This window comes from Streptomyces albospinus, assembly GCF_014648695.1.
Taxonomy (GTDB): domain Bacteria; phylum Actinomycetota; class Actinomycetes; order Streptomycetales; family Streptomycetaceae; genus Streptomyces; species Streptomyces albospinus.
In genome coordinates, this window is record NZ_BMRP01000002.1 from 77,853 (window position 1) to 99,161 (window position 21,309).

Annotated in this window: 19 protein-coding genes and 1 pseudogene; 5 read left to right on the top strand and 15 right to left on the bottom strand. The window is 74.2% G+C overall.

Annotated elements, in window-relative coordinates; translation table 11 throughout:
• Positions 1–40: 40 nt before the first annotated feature.
• Positions 41–1,216, top strand: a complete 1,176-nt coding sequence (locus tag IEZ17_RS03715; protein WP_229851806.1) for a L,D-transpeptidase family protein — start codon at positions 41–43, stop codon at positions 1,214–1,216.
• 7 nt (positions 1,217–1,223) lie between these two features.
• On the opposite strand, the gene IEZ17_RS03720 is transcribed toward IEZ17_RS03715, so the two are convergent.
• The 13 genes from IEZ17_RS03720 to IEZ17_RS03780 form a co-directional block, all read right to left on the bottom strand.
• Positions 1,224–1,613 carry a cupredoxin domain-containing protein gene (locus tag IEZ17_RS03720; RefSeq protein ID WP_189296345.1) on the bottom strand — a complete coding sequence of 130 codons (390 nt, stop codon included), beginning with the start codon at positions 1,611–1,613 and terminating at the stop codon, positions 1,224–1,226.
• A 2-nt stretch (positions 1,614–1,615) separates the two neighbouring features.
• Positions 1,616–2,200, bottom strand: coding sequence for a COG4315 family predicted lipoprotein (locus IEZ17_RS03725; RefSeq protein WP_189296347.1), 585 nt, complete (start codon positions 2,198–2,200; stop codon positions 1,616–1,618).
• Positions 2,201–2,319: 119 nt separating this feature from the next.
• Entirely contained in the window at positions 2,320–3,387 is a 1,068-nt protein-coding gene (locus tag IEZ17_RS03730) for an aldo/keto reductase (RefSeq protein WP_189296349.1), read from the bottom strand.
• Positions 3,388–3,547: 160 nt separating this feature from the next.
• Positions 3,548–5,605 carry a phosphocholine-specific phospholipase C gene (locus IEZ17_RS03735; RefSeq protein ID WP_189296350.1) on the bottom strand — a complete coding sequence of 686 codons (2,058 nt, stop codon included), beginning with the start codon at positions 5,603–5,605 and terminating at the stop codon, positions 3,548–3,550.
• Positions 5,606–5,848: 243 nt separating this feature from the next.
• On the bottom strand, positions 5,849–7,144 hold the full coding sequence (locus IEZ17_RS03740) for an MFS transporter (RefSeq protein ID WP_189296352.1): 1,296 nt from the start codon (positions 7,142–7,144) through the stop codon (positions 5,849–5,851).
• Positions 7,141–8,292 carry a PLP-dependent cysteine synthase family protein gene (locus tag IEZ17_RS03745; RefSeq protein ID WP_189296354.1) on the bottom strand — a complete coding sequence of 384 codons (1,152 nt, stop codon included), beginning with the start codon at positions 8,290–8,292 and terminating at the stop codon, positions 7,141–7,143. Before IEZ17_RS03745 ends, IEZ17_RS03740 begins: the two co-directional genes overlap by 4 nt.
• Positions 8,293–8,379: 87 nt before the next feature.
• Positions 8,380–8,814: a hypothetical protein gene (locus IEZ17_RS03750; protein ID WP_189296356.1), complete on the bottom strand. Its 435-nt coding sequence runs from the start codon at positions 8,812–8,814 to the stop codon at positions 8,380–8,382.
• Between the two features lie 78 nt (positions 8,815–8,892).
• Positions 8,893–9,390: a hypothetical protein gene (locus IEZ17_RS03755; protein WP_189296357.1), complete on the bottom strand. Its 498-nt coding sequence runs from the start codon at positions 9,388–9,390 to the stop codon at positions 8,893–8,895.
• Between the two features lie 106 nt (positions 9,391–9,496).
• A complete protein-coding gene (locus tag IEZ17_RS03760; RefSeq protein WP_189296359.1) occupies positions 9,497–10,042 on the bottom strand; it encodes an ATP-binding protein in 546 nt (181 codons plus the stop codon).
• Between the two features lie 160 nt (positions 10,043–10,202).
• A complete protein-coding gene (locus IEZ17_RS03765; protein ID WP_189296954.1) occupies positions 10,203–12,305 on the bottom strand; it encodes a xanthine dehydrogenase family protein molybdopterin-binding subunit in 2,103 nt (700 codons plus the stop codon).
• 87 nt (positions 12,306–12,392) lie between these two features.
• Positions 12,393–13,379, bottom strand: coding sequence for an FAD binding domain-containing protein (locus IEZ17_RS03770; RefSeq protein ID WP_189296361.1), 987 nt, complete (start codon positions 13,377–13,379; stop codon positions 12,393–12,395).
• On the bottom strand, positions 13,376–13,924 hold the full coding sequence (locus tag IEZ17_RS03775; protein ID WP_229851807.1) for a 2Fe-2S iron-sulfur cluster-binding protein: 549 nt from the start codon (positions 13,922–13,924) through the stop codon (positions 13,376–13,378). The genes IEZ17_RS03770 and IEZ17_RS03775 overlap by 4 nt, the downstream gene beginning before the upstream one ends.
• Before the next feature lie 44 nt (positions 13,925–13,968).
• Complete coding sequence (locus IEZ17_RS03780; RefSeq protein ID WP_189296365.1) at positions 13,969–14,382, bottom strand: hypothetical protein; 414 nt, start codon at positions 14,380–14,382, stop codon at positions 13,969–13,971.
• 197 nt (positions 14,383–14,579) lie between these two features.
• On the opposite strand from IEZ17_RS03780, the gene IEZ17_RS03785 reads away from it, so the two are divergent.
• Entirely contained in the window at positions 14,580–15,398 is an 819-nt protein-coding gene (locus tag IEZ17_RS03785; RefSeq protein ID WP_229851810.1) for a lipase family protein, read from the top strand.
• A 177-nt stretch (positions 15,399–15,575) separates the two neighbouring features.
• On the opposite strand, the gene IEZ17_RS03790 is transcribed toward IEZ17_RS03785, so the two are convergent.
• The gene (locus IEZ17_RS03790) at positions 15,576–16,262 is read right to left on the bottom strand and encodes an isochorismatase family protein (protein ID WP_189296368.1); all 687 of its coding nucleotides are present in this window, start codon (positions 16,260–16,262) and stop codon (positions 15,576–15,578) included.
• 256 nt (positions 16,263–16,518) lie between these two features.
• Here IEZ17_RS03790 and IEZ17_RS03795 point away from each other — a divergent pair, with 256 nt between their 5' ends.
• Both IEZ17_RS03795 and IEZ17_RS03800 read left to right on the top strand, forming a co-directional pair.
• A complete protein-coding gene (locus IEZ17_RS03795; RefSeq protein ID WP_189296370.1) occupies positions 16,519–17,715 on the top strand; it encodes a serine hydrolase domain-containing protein in 1,197 nt (398 codons plus the stop codon).
• 125 nt (positions 17,716–17,840) lie between these two features.
• The gene (locus tag IEZ17_RS03800) at positions 17,841–18,092 is read left to right on the top strand and encodes a hypothetical protein (RefSeq protein ID WP_229851902.1); all 252 of its coding nucleotides are present in this window, start codon (positions 17,841–17,843) and stop codon (positions 18,090–18,092) included.
• A 36-nt stretch (positions 18,093–18,128) separates the two neighbouring features.
• Here IEZ17_RS03800 and IEZ17_RS03805 read toward each other — a convergent pair whose 3' ends face one another.
• The gene (locus tag IEZ17_RS03805) at positions 18,129–19,565 is read right to left on the bottom strand and encodes a hypothetical protein (RefSeq protein ID WP_373299720.1); all 1,437 of its coding nucleotides are present in this window, start codon (positions 19,563–19,565) and stop codon (positions 18,129–18,131) included.
• Between the two features lie 161 nt (positions 19,566–19,726).
• Here IEZ17_RS03805 and IEZ17_RS03810 point away from each other — a divergent pair.
• Positions 19,727–21,012, top strand: a pseudogene (locus tag IEZ17_RS03810) (molybdopterin-dependent oxidoreductase).
• The last annotated feature ends 297 nt before the right edge of the window (positions 21,013–21,309 follow it).

A 21,309-nucleotide genomic window follows, 5' to 3' on the forward strand; every position in this document is an offset into this window, starting at 1 on the left:
GCTCCGCCGCTCCCAGTCGTTCTGCTTTGGAGGGACCTTCGTGCACGCCGGAACACGCCGCCACACCGCCCGGTTGATACCCGCCCTGCTGGCAGCGGGGCTCCTGATGACCGCGTGCGGCACCGGCGCCGGTTCGTCCGCGGCGCAGGAGCCGGCGGCCAAGGTGACCGTCACTCCGGCCGCCGGCAACACGTCGGCGAAGCTCGGCTCGCCGATATCCGTGAAGGCCGACGGCGGGAAGCTGACCGCGGTCGACGTCAAGGACGACAAGGGGGCCACGGTTCCCGGCCGGCTGGCGGCTGACGGTACGTCATGGACGTCGGAGGGCAAGGTCCGCCCGAAGACCACGTACACCGTGCACACCAAGGCCGCGTCGGCGAAGGGCAAGGAGTCCTCCGCCACCGCCACCTTCACCACCGAGCAGGCCGACAAGGTCAACAAGCTCACCAACACCCCCGGCAACGGGCAGACGGTGGGCACCGGCATGCCGATCTCGATCCTCTTCGACCACCCCATAGCCAAGAGCCGGCGCGCCGAGGTCGAGAAGGCGCTGAAGGTCACCACCCAGCCGCACGTCGAGGGCGCCTGGGGCTGGGTCAAGGACTGGTCGGGCAAGGACCGGATCGACTGGCGGCCCAAGGACTACTGGCCGGCCGACACCAAGGTCTCCGTCAAGGGCGCGCTGTCCGGGATCGACTCCGGCGACGGCGGCTGGTTCGCCCGGGACTACGACTTCGGCTTCACGACAGGCGCCGACCACAAGGCCGTCATCGACGTGCCCTCGCACACCCTGACGATGTACGAGAACGGCAAGCCGGTCGGCAGCGTCAAGGGCTCCGCGGGCTCCCCGCAGGACCCCACCCGCGGCGGGGTGCACACCGTACGCAGCAAGAACGCCGCGGAGACCATGGACTCCGCCACCATCGGACACGGCGACGAGTGGATGCTGGACTCCCAGTGGGTCACCCACCTCACCGCGTCCGGGACGTTCCTGCACTCCGCGCCGTGGAACAAGTCCATCGGCGTGGTCAACAACAGCCACGGCTGCTTCGGGATGACCACCTCGGACGCCAAGAGGGTCTACGACTTCCTGCCGGTGGGCTCCACGGTCGAGGTGAAGGGCACCGCCAGCACCAAGAAGACCGACGTCGGCAACGGCCTGGAGGTCTGGCAGGAGACCTGGCAGCAGTGGCAGCAGCGCAGCGCCCTCAAGTAAGGCCGGGTCAGCGGACCGTCAGGGTGCCTTTCATGTAGGGGTGGACGGAGCAGATGTAGGGGTAGCTGCCGGGCTTGGTGGGCGCGGTGATCACGGCGCTCTGCCCCTGCGCGAGGTTGCCGGTGTCGAAGGGCTTGCCGGCGCCGGTGGCCGTCACGGTGTGCGGCGCGCTGTCCTCGTTCACGACGGTGATCTTGGTCCCCGGCCGCACGGTCAGCGTGGCGGGCCGGTAGACGAAGTCCTTGATGACGATCCGCGTCCGGGCGTTCCCCGGGGCGGAGGCCGAGGGGGCGGACGCCGACGGGGACGGGGACGGGCCGCCGCCGGTGTGCGTGCAGCCGGTGAGGGCGGCCAGGCAGAGCGCCGAGGCCGCCACCGCGATCCGTACCGGGCGCATGGTCAGGAACCGGGGGTGGCGCTGCCGGTACCGGCGCCCGGACTGCCGGTCGGCGCAGGCTTGGTGATCTCCTTGCCCGAGGGATCGAGCACCCACCACTTCGCCCCGCTGTCGTTCGACCCCTGGCCGTGGATGTCCCCGGGGTGCCGGTCCCCGATGAAGTAGTAGAGCGGATGCCCGTTGTAGGTGACTTCCTTGGTGCCGTCGCGGCGGGTCGTGGTCCCCAGCAGCTCGCGCCGGACGCCGTCGCCGGCCTGCGGCGTACCGGTCACCAGCAGCGGCGGCCAGGCCTTGGCGCAGTCGCCGTAGCAGGTCGATGTGCGGCCCTTGTCCGCCACGAAGAGATAGAGCGTCCGGCCCTGCCCGTCGACCAGGATCGTGCCGAGCCGCCCGGAGCGCACCTGGACGGACACCGCGCCCGCCGCCGGCGACCCGGACGGCGAGGCACCGGCTTTCGGGCCCGTGGCGGACGGAGTGGGCGACGGCGACGCGGTGGTCTTGCCACCGCCGTTCGAGCAGCCGCCGACGGCCGCGGCGAGCAGGGCGACGGCCGCCGCGGTGGCGGCCGTCCTGGCGGTGTGGCGCATCGGACGTCTCCTTCGGTACGCGCTGAGGTGGGCGGTGGACCGCCCACCTCAGTGGACCGCAATGTCCGGGGCCCGGCCATCGGAGCGGTGGCGTTCGGCGTACCGGGCCGGGCCGCCGGTCAGCGGATCCCGCCGATGGTGCGCCGGTAGGTGGAGCGCCGGTCGTCGATGTCGGCCCAGCGGTCGCCGTAGACATTCTCGATGACGCCGGGCTCGCGCAGGAAGGCGTGCGGGAAGCCGAGCGGCACCGCGCTGGTGGCGTCGAGGCGGTCCAGCGCGTCCGCGTCGAGCGTGACGCCGATGCTCGCCAGGTTGTCGGCCAGCTGCGCCTCCTTGGTGGCGCCGATGATCGGGACGATGTTGCCGGGGCGGCTGCGCAGCCAGGCCAGGGCCACCTGTGCCGGGGTCCAGCCGCCCTGATCGGCGATCTCCAGGACGGCGGTGAGGGTCTCGTCCTCATTGTGGTCGGCGCGGTTGTCCCGGCTGTCCCCGTCACGGCCGTCCAGCCGGCCGGTCTCGCCGCGCCGGTACTTGCCGGTGAGCTTGCCGGCCGCGAGCGGGGCCCAGGCGAGGACGGCGAGGTCGAAGGCGCGGGCCTGCGGGAGCAGTTCGCGCTCCACGGTCCGCTCCAGCAGGTTGTAGCGCAGCTGCGAGCCGGCGAAGGCGGTCCAGCCGCGGAGTTCGGCAAGGGTGTTGGCCTGCGCGATCTCCCACGCGGGCCAGTCGGACACGCCCAGGTACAGCACCTTGCCGGACCGTACGAGGTCGTCGAGGGCCCGCATCACCTCGTCCACGGGGGTGAAGTTGTCCCGGGCGTGCACCCACAGCACGTCGAGGCGGTCGGTACGCAGCCGGCGCAGGCTGGCCTCCACGGACCGGACCAGGTTCTTGCGGTGGTTGCCGGCCGAGTTCACATCGCCCGGGACGGTCGCGCAGGTGTACTTGCTGGCGAGCACGAACCGGTCCCGGCGGCCGTCGAGCAGTTCGCCGAGGAGGGTCTCCGAGGTGCCGCCGGTGTAGTTGTTGGCGGTGTCGATGAAGTTGCCGCCGGCGTCGGCATAGGCGTCGAGGATCCGTCCGCTGGTGTCCTTGGCCGCGCCCCGGCCCCCGTCGTCGCCGAAGGTCATGGCGCCCAGGGCCAGTTCGCTGACGCGCAGGCCGGTCTTGCCGAACAGTGTGTACCGCACGTGGTCCCCTAAGTTCTTCTCGCGCGTGGGTCCTTGCGGATCACACGCTAGGAGGTGGAGTGCGCTCCAGGGCAAGGCGCCGGGTGCGCGTCCCCGGTCCGCAACGCGACGGGCCCCCGCCGGTCTCGGCGGGGGCCCGTCCACGGAGCGGCCTCGGCGGTCAGCCGGTGATGAGGGCCGGGTCGCTGACGCCCGGCTTGCCGGTCTCGACATGGCCGGCGAACCGGCGCAGGAAGCCGGCGTCGGTGTCGGCGGTGACCGTGAGGTCGTACCAGCGCTTGCCGGCGCTCAGGTCGACGGACCGGGTGACGGTGCCGCCCGGGTCGACCCGGACGGTCTCCTTCCGGCCGCCGTACGCGTCGGCGATGGTCAGGTGGCAGGGGGCGGTGCCCGGGTTCGTCAGGGACAGCTCGACGCGGCCGGAGGCCGCGTTGTGGCGGGCGGTCACCTCGGGGGTCTTCTTCTTGCCGGGGCCCTTGAAGACGCGCAGGAAGCCGTTCGGGCCGTACACCGTCAGGTCGTAACTGCCCTTGGAGTAGGACGTGTTCCAGGTGTCGGAGATCTTCTTGCCGGCCTCGGTGGTGTAGGTCCAGGGGCCGTCGGTGCGGTTGCCGGCGGCGACCAGGAAGCAGGCGCCGGCCGTGCTGCCGCTGCTGAAGGTGAGCGTGAAGCGCCCGTTGGCGGTGTCCGCGGTGCCGTCCGCCAGCGGGGCGTACGGCAGCGGGCGGCTGGGCCGGGAGCCGTGCTCCTGCTTGGGCAGGACGGGGTTGGCGGGCGGCTTGGGGACGTAGCTGTCGTGCCGCTTGTTGTCCGGCGGCTGGTAGCCCTTGGTGTCGGGGAGCGACGCCGGCTTGGTGTTCTCCAGGGAGAAGTCGAACGCCGAGGTGAGGTCGCCGCAGATGGCGCGCCGCCAGGGCGAGATGTTGGGCTCGTGGACACCGAAGCGGCGCTCCATGAACCGGATGACGGAGGTGTGGTCGAAGACTTCGGAGCAGACGTAGCCGCCGGTGCTCCAGGGGGAGACGACGAGCATCGGGACGCGCTGGCCGAGGCCGTAGGGGCCGGCGGCGTAGGTGGCGTTGCCGGGGAAGTTGTCGAGCTTGACGTCGGCGGTGGACAGGCCCTGGGCGCTGGAGCCGGGGGAGAACGGCGGGACGACGTGGTCGAAGTAGCCGTCGTTCTCGTCGTAGGTGATGAACAGCGCGGTCTTGCTCCACACCTCGGGGTTGGAGGTGAGGGCGTCCAGCACCTGGGAGACGTACCAGGCGCCGTAGTTCGCGGGCCAGTTGGGGTGCTCGGAGAAGGCTTCGGGGGCGGCTATCCAGGAGATCTGGGGCAGCTTGCCGGCCTTGACGTCGGCCTTGAGCCGGTCGAAGTAGCCCTCGCCCTTCTTGGCGTCGGTTCCGGTGCGGGCCTTGTCGTAGAGCGGGTCGCCGGGCTTGGCGTTGCGGTACTGGTTGAAGAAGAGCAGCGAGTTGTCGCCGTAGTTGCCGCGGTAGGCGTCGTTGATCCAGCCCCACCCGCCGGCCGCGTCCAGGCCGTCGCCGATGTCCTGGTAGATCTTCCAGGAGATGCCGGCCTTCTCCAGGCGCTCGGGGTACGTGGTCCAGCCGTACCCGGCCTCCTCGTTGCCGACGACGGGGCCGCCGCCGGAGCCGTCGTTGCCGACGTAGCCGGTCCACATGTAGTAGCGGTTGGGGTCGGTGGCGCCCATCAGCGAGCAGTGGTACGCGTCGCAGATGGTGAAGGCGTCGGCGAGCGCGTAGTGGAACGGGATGTCCTTACGCGTGAGGTGCGCCATGGTCCCGGTGCCCTTGGCGGGGATCCACTGGTCGTACTTGCCGTTGTTCCATGCCTGGTGGCCGCCGTGCCAGTCGTGGTTGAGGCCCTCGATGAACTGCATGCCGAGGTTCTCGGCGTCGGGGTGGTACGGGAGGATGTCCTTGGTGCCGTCGGACTGGTGCCAGACGGACTTGCCGTTCTCCAGGGTGACCGGGCGCGGGTCGCCGAAGCCGCGGACCCCGCGCAGCGAACCGAAGTAGTGATCGAAGGAACGGTTCTCCTGCATCAGGACGACGATGTGCTCGACGTCCTTGATGGAGCCGGAGGTGCGCTTGGCGGGGATCGACGCGGCGCGGGCGATGCTGCTCGACAGCGCCGAGGCGCCCGCGGTGGCGCCCGCGATCTGGAGGAAACGTCGGCGGTTGATATCAGGCATGTGTCTGGGGACCTCGCGGTGGGGGATGACGGGTGATCAGGTCGTACGGGTGGTGCGGATACGGCCCTGGGGGAAACCGCGGTCAGCAGTGTTCCAAGAGGAACGAGTGCTCGGGAAGGGGGGGTGTCGTTGAGGTGTCCCGGCGCGGTACGCACCGCGAACTCCGCGGCGGGCCGCGGTGCCGGGCGGCACGGTGCGGAAGGCGGCCACCCCCGGGCGTGCGGGGGTGGCCGCGCGGCTCCGTCAGCGCACCGCCACCTCCGGTCCGCCGGCCGGTGCGAGCCGGCCGGTGCGGTGCAGCGCCCGGAGCGCGGCGCCGCAGGCCAGGCCCAGCAGCAGGAGGGCCGTCCAGGGCAGGGCGGGCACTCCGGCGGTGCGGGCGGCGTCCAGCGCGGCGCCGGTGAGCAGGTTGCCGAGGGTGATGCCGATGCCGCAGACGGTGTTGTAGAGCCCGTAGTGGGTGGCGACCAGGCGGTCGCCGCAGAGCCGGACGATGGTGTCCATCTCGAAGGGGTAGGCGATCATCGTGCCGACGGCGAGCAGCAGCGCGGAGACCGCCGGCGGCAGCGCGGCGAACAGCCAGCGGGCCGGGCCCCCGGCCGGCACCGGCAGCGCGGTGGCCGCCAGCAGCGGGAGGAAGGCCAGGCCCATGATCAGCAGCCCCCGGGCGAGCGCGTGCCCGGGCGCCATCCGTGCCCGGCACCAGGCGGTCACCCGGGTCTGGCCCAGGATCGTGCTCAGCCCCGAGACGGCGAACAGCAGCGCCACCGCCGCCGTTCCGGAGCTCCCCTCGCCGCCCAGGCGCTTCACCTCCAGCGGCAGTGCCAGGTAGACCTGGAAGGACAGCACGTACGACCCGATCATGGCGCCGGAGAACAGCAGGAACGGCCGGTTGGCGAGCACCCCGCGCCACTGGGCGAGCAGCCCGGCCCGGTCCCCCGGGGCGGCGGCACCGGCGGCGGTGCCGCCGCGGGCCGGCAGGGCGCGCAGCTGGACGAGGCTGAGCAGCGCGAAGATCCCGGCCGCCACGAGGCAGGTGAGCCGGAAGCCGACGCCGGTCAGCACCATCCCGACCACCGGGCCGAGCAGGATGCCCGCCTGGTAGAAGACGTTGAAGAGCGCGAACGCCTCCAGCCGGCGCTCCCCCGCCTCAGCCGCCAGGTAGGCCCGGACCGCCGGGTTGAACAGCGCCCCGGCCAGGCCGGTGGCCGCGGACGCGGCGAGCAGCGCGGGCAGCGAGTCCACCAGCCCGAGCGCGGCGAAGCCCGCCGTGCGCAGCACGCAGCCGGCCACGATCAGCGGTTTGTAGCCGAGCCGGTCGGCGAGTGCGCCGCCGACCAGGAACATCCCCTGCTGGCTGAAGTTGCGGACGCCGAGGACCAGCCCGACCAGCCAGCCGGCCAGGCCCAGCGTCCCGGACAGATGCGCGGCCAGGTACGGCATCAGCATGTAGAAGCCGAGGTTGATGGTGAACTGATTGACCATCAGCAACTGCACGCTGCGTTCGTAGGAGCGGACCTGTGCGAGGGTGCCTTTCATCGGGAGTGCACCTCCGCCGGACCGAGCGGGTCGGCGACCCGCTCGCAGCGGCTCCAGCGGATGACCTCCCGCTCTCCCGTGTGGCGCAGGGTTTCCGGTGCGTCGGGCGGCGGGGCGCCGAGCAGTCCGTGGGCCGCGCAGTACGCGTCGTCGTACACGGTGCTCAGATAGCGCTGCGGCCCGTCCGGGAAGACCGCCGCGATACGGGTGCCGGACGGCAGGGTGCGGCTGAGCCAGCCGGCGACCAGCGCGACCGCGCCGACGCTCCAGCCGCCGGTGGCGTAGTGCGAGGCCGCCAACTTCCGGCAGGTCCACACCGCTTCGGCGGGGGCGACCCAGTGCACCTCGCTGAACTGCTCGTAGGCGACATTGCGCGGGTGGATGCTCGATCCCAGTCCGCGCATCAGGCGGGGGCGGGCGGGCTGGCCGAAGATGGTCGAGCCGATGGTGTCGACGCCGACCAGCCGCAGCTCCGGGTAGAGCTGCCGCAGCACCCGGGACACCCCGGCGGAGTGGCCGCCGGTGCCGACGCTGCACACCAGGACGTCGATGTGCACCAGTTGGGCGGCGAGTTCGAGGGCCAGCGGGAGATATGCGGTGGTGTTGTCGGGGTTGTGGTACTGGTCCGGGCACCACGAGCCGGGGTGCCGGCCGAGCAGGTCGGCGACCCGGTCGCGGCGGGCCTGCTGCCAGCCGCCGTCCGGATGGGGCTCGGCGACCGCGTCGACGTCGGCGCCGTAGGCGGTCAGCAGCCGGGTCATGGCCGGTTCCAGCCCGGGGTCGGTGACCAGGGTGACGGGATGCCCGTACACCATCCCGGCGAGCGCCAGGCCCAGGCCCAGGGTGCCGCTGGTGGACTCGATGATCCGGGCGCCGGGCCGCATGTCGCCCCGGGCGCGGGCGCGTTCGACCATGTGGAGCGCGGGGCGGTCCTTGATGCCGCCCGGATTGCTGCCTTCCAGTTTCGCCCAGAAGCCGCGGCCGGGCGGGGTGAGCGGCGCGGAGATGTGCAGTACGGGCGTGTTGCCGACGAGCCCGGACACCGTGGACGCGGGGGCCGGGGCGAGGGGAGCGGCGGGGCCGGGGGTGCCGGGGCCGGCCGCCGGGACGGGGAGGGGACGGGCGGGAAGTGCGGGTGGAGACTGCATGATTCGCTCTCGTTCGGTGTTCCGGGTACGGACGGTGGGGCGCGTCGGGCGGCCGGCCGGCTGTGGCACGGCGCGCCGCGGCGGCTCCTATATCCGGCACCGGCAGAGGGCGGCGAGGGTCGGCCGTCCGCCGCGGGGCGGTCCGTGGCGGACGGTGCGGCCGGGCGCTGCGGGGCGGCGCACGGCGGCGGAGCGCACGGCGGCCCCGAGGACGGCGGGCACGGCGCCCGGTGCGTCGGCGGCGGCGGTGCGCCGGGCCGCGGCGGAGCGGGCCGGGGGGATGCGTCCGGCCGTGTCGGGCGGGCAGTCGGTGTCGTCGGAGTGCCCGCCGTGCGCCGCGGTGCCGGCGACGGCCACGGCGGTCACCGGGCCGCCGGTGCGGTGGTGGTGCGGGGCGTCGGCGGCGCAGGGCGCGGCGGCCAGCAGCAGCCCGCCGAGCAGCAGGGGCAGGGCCAGCCGCCGGAGGAGGGTGCGGGCGGCGGTGGCACGGAACGGGAAGCGGAGGGGGGTGCGTCGCGGCACAGGGTCTCCGTACACAGGGCATGCGGAAGCAGCAGGAGGTCGTGCGGGACCGGAAGTTGGCCGGAACCGGCCGGGAATCTAGACCTGCTGGACGACGGAGCCCGTGGTGCCGGACGGCGGTGGCAGCGCGAACGTGCCGGCGGATGTGCCGTACCGGGCGGGGACGGGGGCGGCGGCGCGGCAGGGCGGGGCGGCGAACCACGCGGCGCGCGGCGGTGCGAGCTCGGCGCCCTGCTGGACCTGGCCCGCCAGGCACACCGGGTGCGCGGAATGCCCGGCGGGAGCCGGGTGGTCCGTGCGGTGGTCGGGATCCGCAGGCGCGGCGTGCGCGGAGTGCACCGCGTGTGCGGCGCGCTGAGCAGGCGCGCCGTCCCGGGCCTCAACGGGATGCTGTGCGGCGGCGGTTGTACGGGCGGCGGCCGGTACGGCGCTGTCGAGGTGCCCCTCGGCGCTCTCCGCCCGCGCGCCGTGCGCGAGCAGCACCGCGAGCAGCAGCACGGCCGCCCACAGCGCCCGGAACGGCACCGCACGATCGCGGTGCCGTACGGCGCTCGGGGGCGGCGGGGCCGTTGCCATGCCGCGATCGTAGCGGCGGCGCACCCGCAGCCGGCGGGACACGGCGGGAACACGCCGCGATCCCACCGGCCGCGGGTCGGACCAGCTCACACCAGATCAGACCGACTCAGACCAACGATGCCTCGGACGCGGCGGGGTCCGACGCCGGCAGGACGGGGTGCAGGGGGGCGGGGTCCGCGGCCGGGCCGGGTGCCGCGACGGGCGCGGGGGCGGGTTCCACCACGTCCGGGACGCTGCGCAGCGGCACCGAGGGTGTCACCGGCGCGGTGCGGGCCGCCTCGACCCGCCGGGTGAACCAGATGACCTTGCCGGTCGGCGTGCCGCAGGTGCCCCAGCTGTCGCTCACCGCGGCCACTTTGGCGAGTCCGCCGCCGGCCGCGCTGCTCAGCCGCGGGAGCCGGGGGCCGTCGTCGGCGACCGAGGCGGTCAGATGGCGGCCGGTCCAGCGGAGTTCGACCACGCACCGGGCGTCCGGGCCGATATGGCGGTGGACGTTGGTGAGGAGTTCCGCCACTCCCCTGCACACGGGCGGGATATGCAGCTCAAGATTCCAGTAGCGCAGATGCGCGGCGATGATGCGTCGGATCTGCGGTACGCGCTCCGCCGAAGCGTGCAGTTCGACCGTGTAGTGCCGGCCGCCGGGAAGTGTCATGTCGTGGCTCCTCACCGCGAGGCTCACCACCTTCACCTCGTTGGACCAAACGAACCCCGAACAAGAAGAGTGAGCATTAGTCACGTATGGGTCATACGCCATCGTGGCCCCGGGGTTTGGGGCCCGCAACAGGTGGTGGGCCGTTCGGGTCCCGGCCTGTTCAGGCCAGGTGGGGCAGGAGCCGGTCGGGGGTCAGCGGGAGGTCGCGCAGCCGGGCGCCGGTGGCGTGCCACACGGCGTTGCCGATGGCCGCCGCCGTGCCGACGATGCCGATCTCGCCGATGCCCTTGCTGCCCATGGGGTTGAGGTGCGGGTCCTCCTCGTCGAGCCAGTACGCCTCGACGGACGGGACGTCGGCGTGCGCCGGGACGTGGTACGAGGCCAGGTCGCAGGCGGTGAAGTCGCCGAAGGCCGGGTCCAGGGAGCTGCCCTCCGTCAGGGCCATGCCCAGGCCCATGGTCAAGCCACCGATGAACTGGGAGCGCGCCGTACGGGGGTTGAGGATCCGGCCGGCCGCGTACTGGCCGAGCAGCCGGCGCACCCGGATCTCGCCGGTGCGGGAGTCCGCCTGGACCTCGGCGAAGACGGCGCCGAAGGCGTGCCGGGAGTACGGGGACCGCTCGGCGGTCTCCAGACGGGTGTCCTCGGTGGCCGTGATCCCCTCGGCGGGTAGCGGCCCCTCGCGGTCGCGCAGCCGGGCCAGCAGCGCCGTGCACGCCTTGTGGACGGCCCAGCCCCAGGAGGCGGTGCCCGCGGAGCCGCCGGCGAGCATGGCGGGCGGCAGGTCGCTGCTGCCGATGTCGACCCGGACGCGGTCCTCGGGGACGCCGAGCGCGGCGGCGGCGATCTGGGCGAGGACGGTGCGGGCGCCGGTGCCGATGTCGGTGGCGTTGACCCGGATGCGGTAGCCGCCGTCGGCGGCGGCGTGCGCCTCGGCCTGGGTGGCGCCGATGTAGACGGGGTAGGTGGCCGCGGCGACGCCGGTGCCCAGCAGGAGGTCGCCGTGGCGGCGCACGGCGGGGCGCGGGTCGCGGGGCTGCCAGCCGAACCGTTCCGCGCCCTCGCGGAGGCAGTCGGCGAGATGGCGGCTGCTGAAGGGGCGACCGCTGTCCGGCTCGGTGGCGGGGTCGTTGCGGATGCGCAGTTCGACGGGGTCGATGTCCAGGAGGGCGGCGAGTTCGTCGACGGCGGACTCCAGGGCGTACATCCCCGGGGCTTCGCCGGGGGCGCGCATCCAGGAGGGGGTGGGGACGTCGAGGGCGACGACGCGGTGCGCGGTGCGGCTGTTCGGCGAGGTGTACATGACGCGCGCCGGGACGGCGGCCTGTTCGACGAACTCGGTGACCGTGGAGGTGTGGGTGACGCTCTCGTGGGCGAGGGCGGTGATCACGCCGTCGCGGCCGGCGCCGATGCGCACCCGCTGGACGGTGGGCGCGCGGTGGCCGACGACGGCGGGCAACTGGCGGCGCGGCAGGGCCAGTTTGACGGGGCGGCCGGTGTGCCGGGCGGCCATCGCGGCGAGCACGACCTGGGGGCGGGGCGTCCCTTTGGAGCCGAAGCCGCCGCCGACGTGCTCGGAGATCACGGTGATCTCGTCCGTACCGAGCTTGAACAGGGCCGCCAGGTCCTCGCGCACCTTGGTGGCGCCCTGGCTGGAGTCGTGGACCGTGAGGTGGCCGTTGCTCCATCGGGCGGTGGCGGCGTGCGGTTCCATCGGGTGGTTGTGCAACGGGGGCACGGTGTAGGTCGCGTCGACGGTCGCCGGCGCGGCGGCGAACGCCGCGTCGAAGTCGCCGCGTTCGCGGACCGCCGGGAAGTCTCCGTTGACCCGCTCCGGGACGTACAGCCCCGGGTGGTCCGCGGTCAGCTGCACGTCGTGCCCGTCCGTGGCGTACGTGACGTGGACGGCGTCGGCGGCGTCCCGGGCGACTTCCAGGGTCTCGGCGACGGCGAGCGCGATGTACCAGCCGCGGTGCGGGACCCGGTCCTCCTGGAGGAGGGCCAGGGTGGGGTCGTCGGTGGACGCCAGGCGGGGCGCGTTCTCGTGGGTCAGCACGGCGATCACCCCGGGCAGCGCCAGCGCCCCGCCGATGTCCAGCTCGGTGATCCGGCCGCGGGCGACGGTGGCCGGGACGGGCCAGGCGTAGGCGCAGCCGGGCGGGGTGTGCTCGGCTGCGTACCGGGCGCTGCCGGTGGCCTTGTCGCGGGCGTCGCGGCGGACGAGCGGGGCGCCCAGCGGGTGCGCGAGCGGGCCCGGCGGCATGAGGCGCGGCGTCTGCTGCTCCGGTGGGGGGTCGTGGCTCATGGCGCGCGTCCTTGCGGTCGAGGGGGGGTGCGGGGGACGGCGGGGTCAGTCGCGGGCCGCGAGGTCGGCCAGCACCCCGACGGCCAGGGCGCGGGCGAGGGGGACCTTGAAGCCGTTGTCGCGGAGCGGTTCGGCGGCGGCGAGTTCGGCGTCCGCGGCCCGGGCGAAGGTCCGCTCGGTGGCGGGCGCGCCGCGCAGCACCTCTTCGGCGGCGCGGGCGCGCCAGGGCCGGTGGGCCAGCCCGCCGAAGGCGAGCGCGGCGTGCTCGACGACGCCGTCGCGGACGGCGAGTACGGCGCCGACGGAGGCCAGCGCGAAGGCGAACGAGGCGCGGTCGCGGGCCTTGCGGTAGCGCGAGTGGGCGCCGGGGCGGCGCGGCGGCAGCTCGACGGCGGTGATCAGTTCGCCGAGCCGGATCACGGTGTCGCGTTCGGGGCTGTCGCCGGGCAGCCGGTGGAAGTCGGTTGCCGGGACGGTGCGTTCGCCCTCGGGGCCGTGCAGCCGGACGGTGGCGTCCAGGGCGGCCAGCGCGACGGCCATGTCGGACGGCTGGGTGGCGACGCAGTGCGCGGAGTGGCCGAGCACGGCGAGATCGCGGTGGGCGCCGTCGCGGGCCGGGCAGCCGGTCCCGGGCTCCCGCTTGTTGCAGGGCTTGGAGGTGTCCTGGAAGTACGGGCAGCGGGTGCGCTGGAGCAGGTTGCCGCCGGTGGTCGCGGTGTTCCGCAGCTGCCCGGAGGCACCGGCCGACAGGGCCTGCGACAGCACCGGATAGCGCTCGCGTACGGGGCGGGAGGCGGCGAGGTCGGCGTTGCGGACCGTCGCGCCGATCCGCAGTCCGCCGTCCGGCAGTTCCTCGATGCGGTCCAGCGGCAGCCGGCTGACGTCGATGAGCACCCGCGGGGTCTCCACCCCGAGCTTCATCAGGTCGACGAGATTGGTGCCGCCCCCGAGGAACTGGGCGCCGGGCTGCCCGGCGGCGGCCCGTACCGCCTCGTCGACGCTGTCCACGCGCAGGTATCCGAACGGCTTCATGCCCCGGCCACCCCCGCTGCGGCCGTCCCGGCCACCGCCTCGACGGCGTCGACGATGCGGGGATAGGCGCCGCACCGGCACAGGTTGCCGCTCATCCGCTCGCGGATCTCGTCGGCGGTGAGCGCGACCGGCGCCCCGGACCCGGCGGTATCCGGGGTGACATGGGAGGGGTGCCCGTCCGCGGCCTCGGTGAGCACGCCGACGGCCGAGCAGATCTGGCCGGGTGTGCAGTAGCCGCACTGGAGGGCGTCGTGCTCGACGAAGGCTTCCTGGAGGGGGTGCAGCCGCTCGCCGTCCGCCAGGCCCTCGATGGTGGTCAGCTGCCGGCCGTCGTGCGCCACGGCCAGCAGCAGGCAGCTGTTGGCGCGCCGTCCGTCGACCAGCACCGTGCAGGCGCCGCACTGCCCGTGGTCGCAGCCCTTCTTGGCGCCGGTGAGCCCGAGGTGCTCGCGGAGCACGTCCAGGACCGTGGTGCGGTGGTCCAGGGTCAGGGTGTGCGGGGTTCCGTTGACGGTGAGGGTGAGTGCGGAGCGCCGGCCGTTCACGGGGTGCGGTGCGCCGGCGTCCCGCGGGCGACCGCCGCCCGCCACTAGTCCGCCCCTCGTCCGACGGTCTGCGGCAGGGTCTCCAGCCGCAGCTCGACTTCCTTCTCCTGGTCGCCGGCGGCCATGCCGAGAACGCGCACCGCGAACGCGGTCTTCAGGGCGGCGGACAGCTGGTCGACGGCCCAGTAGCCGCCCTGGAGGCTGACGATGACGGGGCCCTTCAGCCGCCGGGGCCCGGCCTCTGCCCGGCGTTCGCCCACGTCGAAGGTCGAGGTCCACACCGTCGCGCCCGGCCCGGCCATCTCCTCGGGGACGTCGTCCGCGGCCCGGTCGGAGTGGAAGGAGGTGCGCAGCGCGCTGAAGACGGCGTGCGCGTCCTCCGTAGTGCAGCCTTCGACCTCCACCACGACCTCGGCCGATACATGTTCCGCGTGTGACGCCTGTTCCGCGCTGTTCACTGTGGGGCCTTCCTGTGGGTGCCGGACGCTTCCAGGCTCGCCCCGCATCACGGTGTGTGCGACCCGAGGCTCGAACGAGTGGTTTAAACGGGCGCACCCGCTCGGCGCGACACGACAGGTTACGGTGTGTAGTCAGAGCGAGCTGTCTGTAGTCGCCCTGTCGTTACTGCCGTCGCCGCATCCACTGGGAGCCTCCGTTGACCAGCACCCTCGTCGACCAGCACGCCACCGGCTACAGCATCCGCCAGGCTCTCTGCATGGCGCGCGCCGCCGACCTCGCGTACCAGGACGAGACGACCGTCGCAGCCACCGCCGCACAGTGGGGCCTCGACCGGGTGCGCCACCACCACACCGCGTTCCGCCCGCCGTTCCCGCTGCCGGACGTCCAGGCGTACACCCTCACCGGGCGGCACATGATCATCACGACCTTCCGGGGCGCCGAACCCGCCGCGCTGCGGGACTGGCTGGCCGGTCCGGGCACCCCGCCGTGGCCCGGCCCCGCCGGCCGCGGCACCGCCCACGCCGGCTTCGCCGAGGCCCTGGACGCGGTCTGGCCGCAGATCCTCACCACGCTCAAGGAGTTCCGCGACAACGACCAGACGCTCTGGTTCACCGGCCACGGCCTGGGCGGCGCACTGGCGATGCTGGCCGCCGCCCGGCTGCACTTCGAGGACCCCCGGCTGCCGGCCGACGGCGTCTACACCTTCGGCCAGCCCCGGGTCTGCGATCCGGTGCTGGCCGGGGAGGTCAACTCCGCCTTCGCGCACCGGATGTACCGTTTCGTCAACCACAACGACATCGTTCCCCAGCTGCCGCCGGAGCCGGTGTTCCGCCATGTCTCCGCGCTGCGTTACATCGACGCCCGGGGCGGCGTCCACAACACCATGCCGCTGACCGGCGGCCTGCTCGGCCACGCCCAGCGCCTCACCGCCGAGCTGCTCGCCCCGGCGTCGCCCGGCATCCGGGACCACGCCATGGCGGCGTACCTCGACGCCCTGGAGAAAAACCTGACGTGAGAGAGGAGCGGGGGCACGGGGGCGGGGGTGGGGCGGGAGGGGGGAGGGGGGAGCCCCCCGGAGGCAGGCGGGACGCCGGGCGGAGGCAGCACCGGGCAGAGGCCGAAGCCGCTCCCCCGCCCGCCCCGCCCCTCGCGGCCCCGGCCCTCGCGGCCCCGGCCCGCCTCGGCCGCGCCGCTACGGGGTCTTCGCCCCGCAGCCCTCGGAGGCCCGCGCCGGCCGTTCCGCCGCCGGGGCAGCCGCGGCGGACACCGCAGCCGCACCGCTCGCAGCCGCCCGCTCAGCAGCCAACTCCCCCGCCGCAAAGGGCACATCGGCCGCGCGGGCCACGATCTCGATCTCGTCGCCCAGGGCCCATTCGGCGGCCCGGGAGGACATCGCCGCCGGGACCGCCTCGCTGATGCCGGGGGCGGCGGGGATGTCGTAGGTGGCGTGCGCGTCGTGCGGCAGGACCACGCGGTAGCCGCGCCACAGCGCCGTCCGCGCGGTGGCGCTGACGCACATCTCGGAGAGCACACCGCACAGCGCCAACTCCCGGACACCGGCGCCGGTGAGGAGTTCGCCGAGCCGGGTGTCCTCGAAGCCGTCGTCGTCCGTCTTGCGGACCACCGCCTCGCGGGGTCCGGGCTCGACGGGCAGATGGAGTTCCCAGCCGGGAGTGTGCGGCTCGTCGGCGGTGCCGGGCGCCCCGTCGTTCTGGAGGTGCACCACGAGCGCGCCGGCCGCACGGGCCCGGGCCAGCAGATCGCGGGTGCGGTCGAGCACCCGGGCCGCGTCCGGCACCGCCTCGCCCCCGGAGACGAAGGCGGACTGGACGTCGACGACGAGAAGGGCCTGGACGGGGCGGATCGGAGCAGCGGTCATGGGGACCATCCTGCCGGGCACCCGCGTGCCGGACATGCCGATTTCGCCGGTCCGCGGCGCTGCGCCGGCCGGGCGGGCCTGCCGCCCTCCGGGTGGCCACGGTTGCCAGAGGCATCGATCCGGGCGGATCATCCGTAGAGGCGCGCGGACCGCCGCGGCGCACGCACGGACCCCGCGGGACGCGCCACCGGCCGGCGCCCGCACGACCCCCACCGCACGACCCCCACCGCACCGCGACGACGTGAGGAGAGCCACCGTGGAAGCAGCAACCGTCACCGGTCACTGCGCGGCAGACTTCGAGGGCGTACGCACCGCGTTCGAGCGGAACTTCCGCGAGCACGGCGAGATCGGCGCGGCGGTCGCGGTGACGCTGGACGGCGAGGCGGTGGTGGACCTCTGGGGCGGCCACGCCACCGAGGACCGGAGCCGGGCCTGGGAGCGGGACACCCTCGTCAACGTCTACTCGACGTCGAAGGGGATGACCGCACTCTGCGCCCATCTCCTCGCCGACCGGGGCGAGTTGGACGTGGACGCGCCGGTCGCCCGCTACTGGCCGGAGTTCGGGCAGGCCGGGAAGCGGGACATACCCGTGCGCTGGCTGCTCAGCCACCGCGCCGGGATGATCGCGCCCCGGCATCCGCTGTCCCCGGGGCGCGCCTACGACTGGGACTACGTGTGCGACGCGCTGGCCGCGACGCCGCCCTGGTGGGAGCCGGGGACCGCGCAGGGCTATCACGCGGTGACGTTCGGGTATCTCGTGGGCGAGGTCGTGCGGCGGATCACCGGGCAGTCGCTGGGCACGTTCCTGCGCGGCGAGATCACCGGGCCGCTCGGTGCACGGGTGTTCATCGGCACCCCCGCGGAGGAGCACCCGCACTGCGCGGACATGGTCGGGCAGCTGGATGCGGCGCTGCTCACCGAGCAGTTCCCGGAGCTGCCGAGGCCGCCGCTGCGCGGGCTGGACGACCATCCGCTGGCGGCGCTGGCGCTGGCGCTGATGTCCATCCCCACCGGCGACATCAACAGCGCCGCCTACCGCGCCGCCGAGATCCCGTCCGGCAACGGCCATGCCACGGCCCATGGCCTGGCCGCCGTCTACGGTGCGCTGGCGGGCGGTGGGCTGGTCTCCGCCGCCACCCTGGAGGAGTTGCGCCGGCCGCAGAGCCGGCCGGGCGAGCCGGATCTGACGCTGGGCGCGCTGGTCCCGGAGGGCGCCCCGGGCATCAGCTGGGGACTGGGCTACATGGTCAACAGCGAGGGCCGGGTGGGGCCCAGCCCGCGGGCGTTCGGGCACGGCGGCGCGGGCGGGTCGTACGCCTTCGCGGACCCGGAGAACGGGCTGTCGTACGCGTACGCCATGAACCGGTACGGGGGCGGTACGGCGGGCAGCGATCCGCGCAACCGGGTGCTGGTCGCGGCGGTGTACGAGGCGCTGGGGCGGGTACGCGGCTGAGCGGTCGCGGGCCGGGGACGGCCGGCCGCGATCGGGGTGGTACGGCGCCATAATGGAAGGTGCGGCACGGATCCGGTCCGGCCCCGCCGCGGGTGCGGCGGGCCCGGAGAGAGGGCGTGGTGACCATGGAGAGGGACACCGAGACCGTTCACGAGGCGTACGCGTTCGTCTGTCTGCACTGCGGGCACGGCTGGGAAGAGGAGTACGAGATCCGGCACACCACCGATCTCGCCGGCCGGCGGCGTGCCGAGTACTTCACGCACGGCAGGCGGGTGCCCTCCCCGCTGACCCGCGCCGACTGCCCGGACTGCAATCGCGGCCCGATCCGGATCCTGCGCCCCGGCCGGGTGAACTCCGCCCGGACGAACCTCGCCTAGCGCCGCGGAGTCGCCGCCCGCGCTGCTGACGCCCCGTCACCACCCGGTGAAGAGAAGGTGGTTGATCAGGAGGGCGAGGACGGCCTGGGCGGCCAGCCAGGCTCGCCGGCGGGACGCCGGCAGCAGCGCGCCGGCCGCGAGCAGCCAGGGGGCGAAGGGCAGCCAGATGCGTTCGGTCTCCGCCTTGCTCATGCCGGAGAGGTCGGCGGCGAGCAGGGCGAGCAGCACCGCCGCGACGAGGAGGACGAGCCGGTCGGCGGGGCCCGTGGCGCGGTCCGGTGCCCGGAGGCGGCGGAGGGCCGCGGGCGCGGCGGCGAGGGTGCGGCGCAGCGCGGCCACCGTCGCCAGGCCGGTCATCAGCACGGTGCAGGCGAGGTTGCCCCAGACCCAGTAGGCGTACGGGCGGACCGCCGCGGCGCCTTGGTAGTAGCGCTCGACCAGCAGCCGGTAGCCCTCCCACCAGTTGAATCCGGCGAGGGTGAAGCCGGCCGCGACGACGGCCGCCCCGGCCAGGGCGTAGGGCAGCGGGCGGGCGGTGGGGCGGGGGGTGGTGAGCAGCAGGACCGCGGCGGCGGGCAGCGCGATGAGGGTGAGGCCGTAGGAGAGGTAGCAGGTGAGGCCGAAGAGGAGGCCGGCGCCCAGGGCCGCCGCGCGGGGGGCGCGGGTGCGGCGGGTGGCGGCGAGTGCGAGCAGGGCGAGGGACCAGGCGGCGACGGCGGCGAAATAGCCGTCCGCGGAGACGCCGACCCAGACGGCGGCGGGCGCCAGGACGAGGAACGGGGCGGCGCGGCGGGCGGTGGCCTCTTCGGCCAGGGCGCGCAGCGCGACCAGGACGGCGGCGGCGGCGGAGGTGCCGACGGTGATGCACCAGGCGCCGGCCCAGGCGCCGCCGCCCAGGCCGATGCGGTCCAGGCCGACGAAGGTGAGGATGGCGGCGGGCGGGTGGCCGGCGATGTGCGCGGGCCAGGAGTCCGGTCCGTGGTGGAGGAGGAGGTGGCTGGTGAAGCCGCGCAGCGCCGGGCCGAGGTCGTCGAAGCGGTGAATCACCGTCAGGTACTCGTACTCGGTGGTGAGGCGGCCCGCGACGCCGGCCTGCCAGCCGTCGATCAGGGCCAGTGACCAGGTCCAGGCCATCGACGCGGCCCAGGCGGCGGGCAGCAGCAGCCGCCAGCGGAGCCGGGCCGCCAGGGGCGGCCCGTAGGCGATCACGGCGGCGGCGACGGCGAGGGCGGCCGGGGTGCCGGGGCCGAGGTGCGGGGACCAGTCGGCGTACAGCGGGGGCCAGTTGACGCGCAGATCGCCGGTGGCGTGCTGGATGGCGGCGCCGAGGGCGACGGCGGCGCCGACGAGGAGGGCGCCGGCCGCGGCGGCGAGCAGGTCGGCGCGGCGGCCGGCGCGTTCGCCGGCGGCCGGGCCGTGGGTGCTCGCGGGCGGCAGGCCGGGGACCGGTTCGGGGGTGGCGTCGGAGGTCACACCGGCACGCTAGGGCGTGGGCGGGCGCCAGGGCCGTTCGGCGGGGGCGGTGTCACCGATCCGTCAGATTTCGCCGGACGTCAGGGTTTCGTCATGCGTCGCGGCGGCTTCGGGGGGCGTGGACCGGCTTACCGTCGGACCGACTCACCTGGAGGACGCACATGGGTGCCGACCGTTTCCGCCCCTTCTCTCGCTTCTCTCGCTCCACTCCCCCGCCGCTGCCGACGTCCCCGTCGTTCTGGCGCAGTCCGCTGCGCGGTCCGCGGCTGACGGCGCTGCTCGGTGTGGTGCTGCTGGCCGGGATCACGCTGCTGTTCGTGACCGGGCTGCTGTCGTACGCCGCCTACAACCCGGATCTGGCCGGCGGCGTCAACGACAAGACGCCGACAAGGGGCTGCTGGGCTTCTATCTCTTCAGCTGGCCGACAGGTCCGCACTGGCTGTACCGGCTCACCCAGGGTGTGCACGTCACGCTCGGCGTGGTGCTGGTGCCGGTGCTGCTGGCGAAGCTGTGGTCGGTGATCCCGAAGCTGTTCACGATGCCGCCGGCCCGGTCGGTGGGCCATGCGCTGGAGCGGGTGTCGCTGCTGCTCCTGGTGGGCGGGGCGCTCTTCGAGTTCGTGACCGGGCTCCTCAACGTTCAGCTGGACTATGTGTTTCCGGGGTCGTTCTATCCGCTGCACTTCTACGGGGCGTGGGTGTTCATCGGGGCGTTCGCGGTCCATGTGGCGCTGCGGATGCCGCGGACCGTGCGGGCGCTGCGGGAGCGTACGGATCCTCAGGCGGCGGACGACGAGACCGGGCTGGTGGCACTCCGCCCGGCGGCGCCGACGGTGTCGCGGCGCGGTGCGCTGGGCCTGGTGGGCGCCGGGTCGCTGCTGCTGTTCCTGACGACGGCCGGGCAGAGCCTGGGCGGCCGGTGGCGCCGTACCGCGCTGCTGGCGCCGCACGGGGGCGCGGATCCGGGCGGCGGTCCGAACGGCTTCCAGATCAACAAGTCGGCCGCGGGGGTGGGCATCCGGGCCCGGGACATCGGCGACGGCTGGCGGCTGACGGTCGAGGGCGGCGGGCGGAGGGTGCGGCTGAGCCGGGCCGAGTTGCTGCGGCTGCCGCAGTACGAGGCGGCGCTGCCGATCGCCTGTGTGGAGGGCTGGTCGACGGAGGACCTGCGGTGGAGCGGGGTGCGGCTGCGGGATCTGGCGGCGCTGGTGGGATCGGGCGGGGCGCCGCCGGGGGTGCTGGTGGAGTCGCTTCAGCTGTCGGGCGCGTTCCGGCGGGCCGCGCTGCGGGACAACCAGGTGCGCGATCCGCGGTCGCTGCTGGCGCTGCGGGTGGGCGGGGCGGATCTGTCGCCGGACCACGGGTATCCGGCGCGGATCATCGTGCCGGCGGCGCCAGGGGTGCTGAACACCAAATGGGTGGCGCGGCTGACGTTCGGGGAGGTGTGACGGTGCGGCGGATCGATGGTGCGGTGGATCGGGTGCGGGCGGTTGCTGCGGTGTGGCGGCGCCGGGCGGGCCGCTGGTACGGCGAGGGGGCGCTGCATCTGCTGTTGCTGCTCGCCTCGTTCGCGCTGACCGGATATGCGGGGGTGCGGCTGCTGTCCGGGGAGCGGTGGCCGCTGGTGGTGGTGTGGTTCGCGGGGGCGGCGCTGCTGCACGACCTCGTGCTGGTGCCGCTGTATTCGGTGGCCGACCGGGCGGTGGCCCGGCTCACCGCCGGCAGCGCGCGGGACCGGGCGTGGA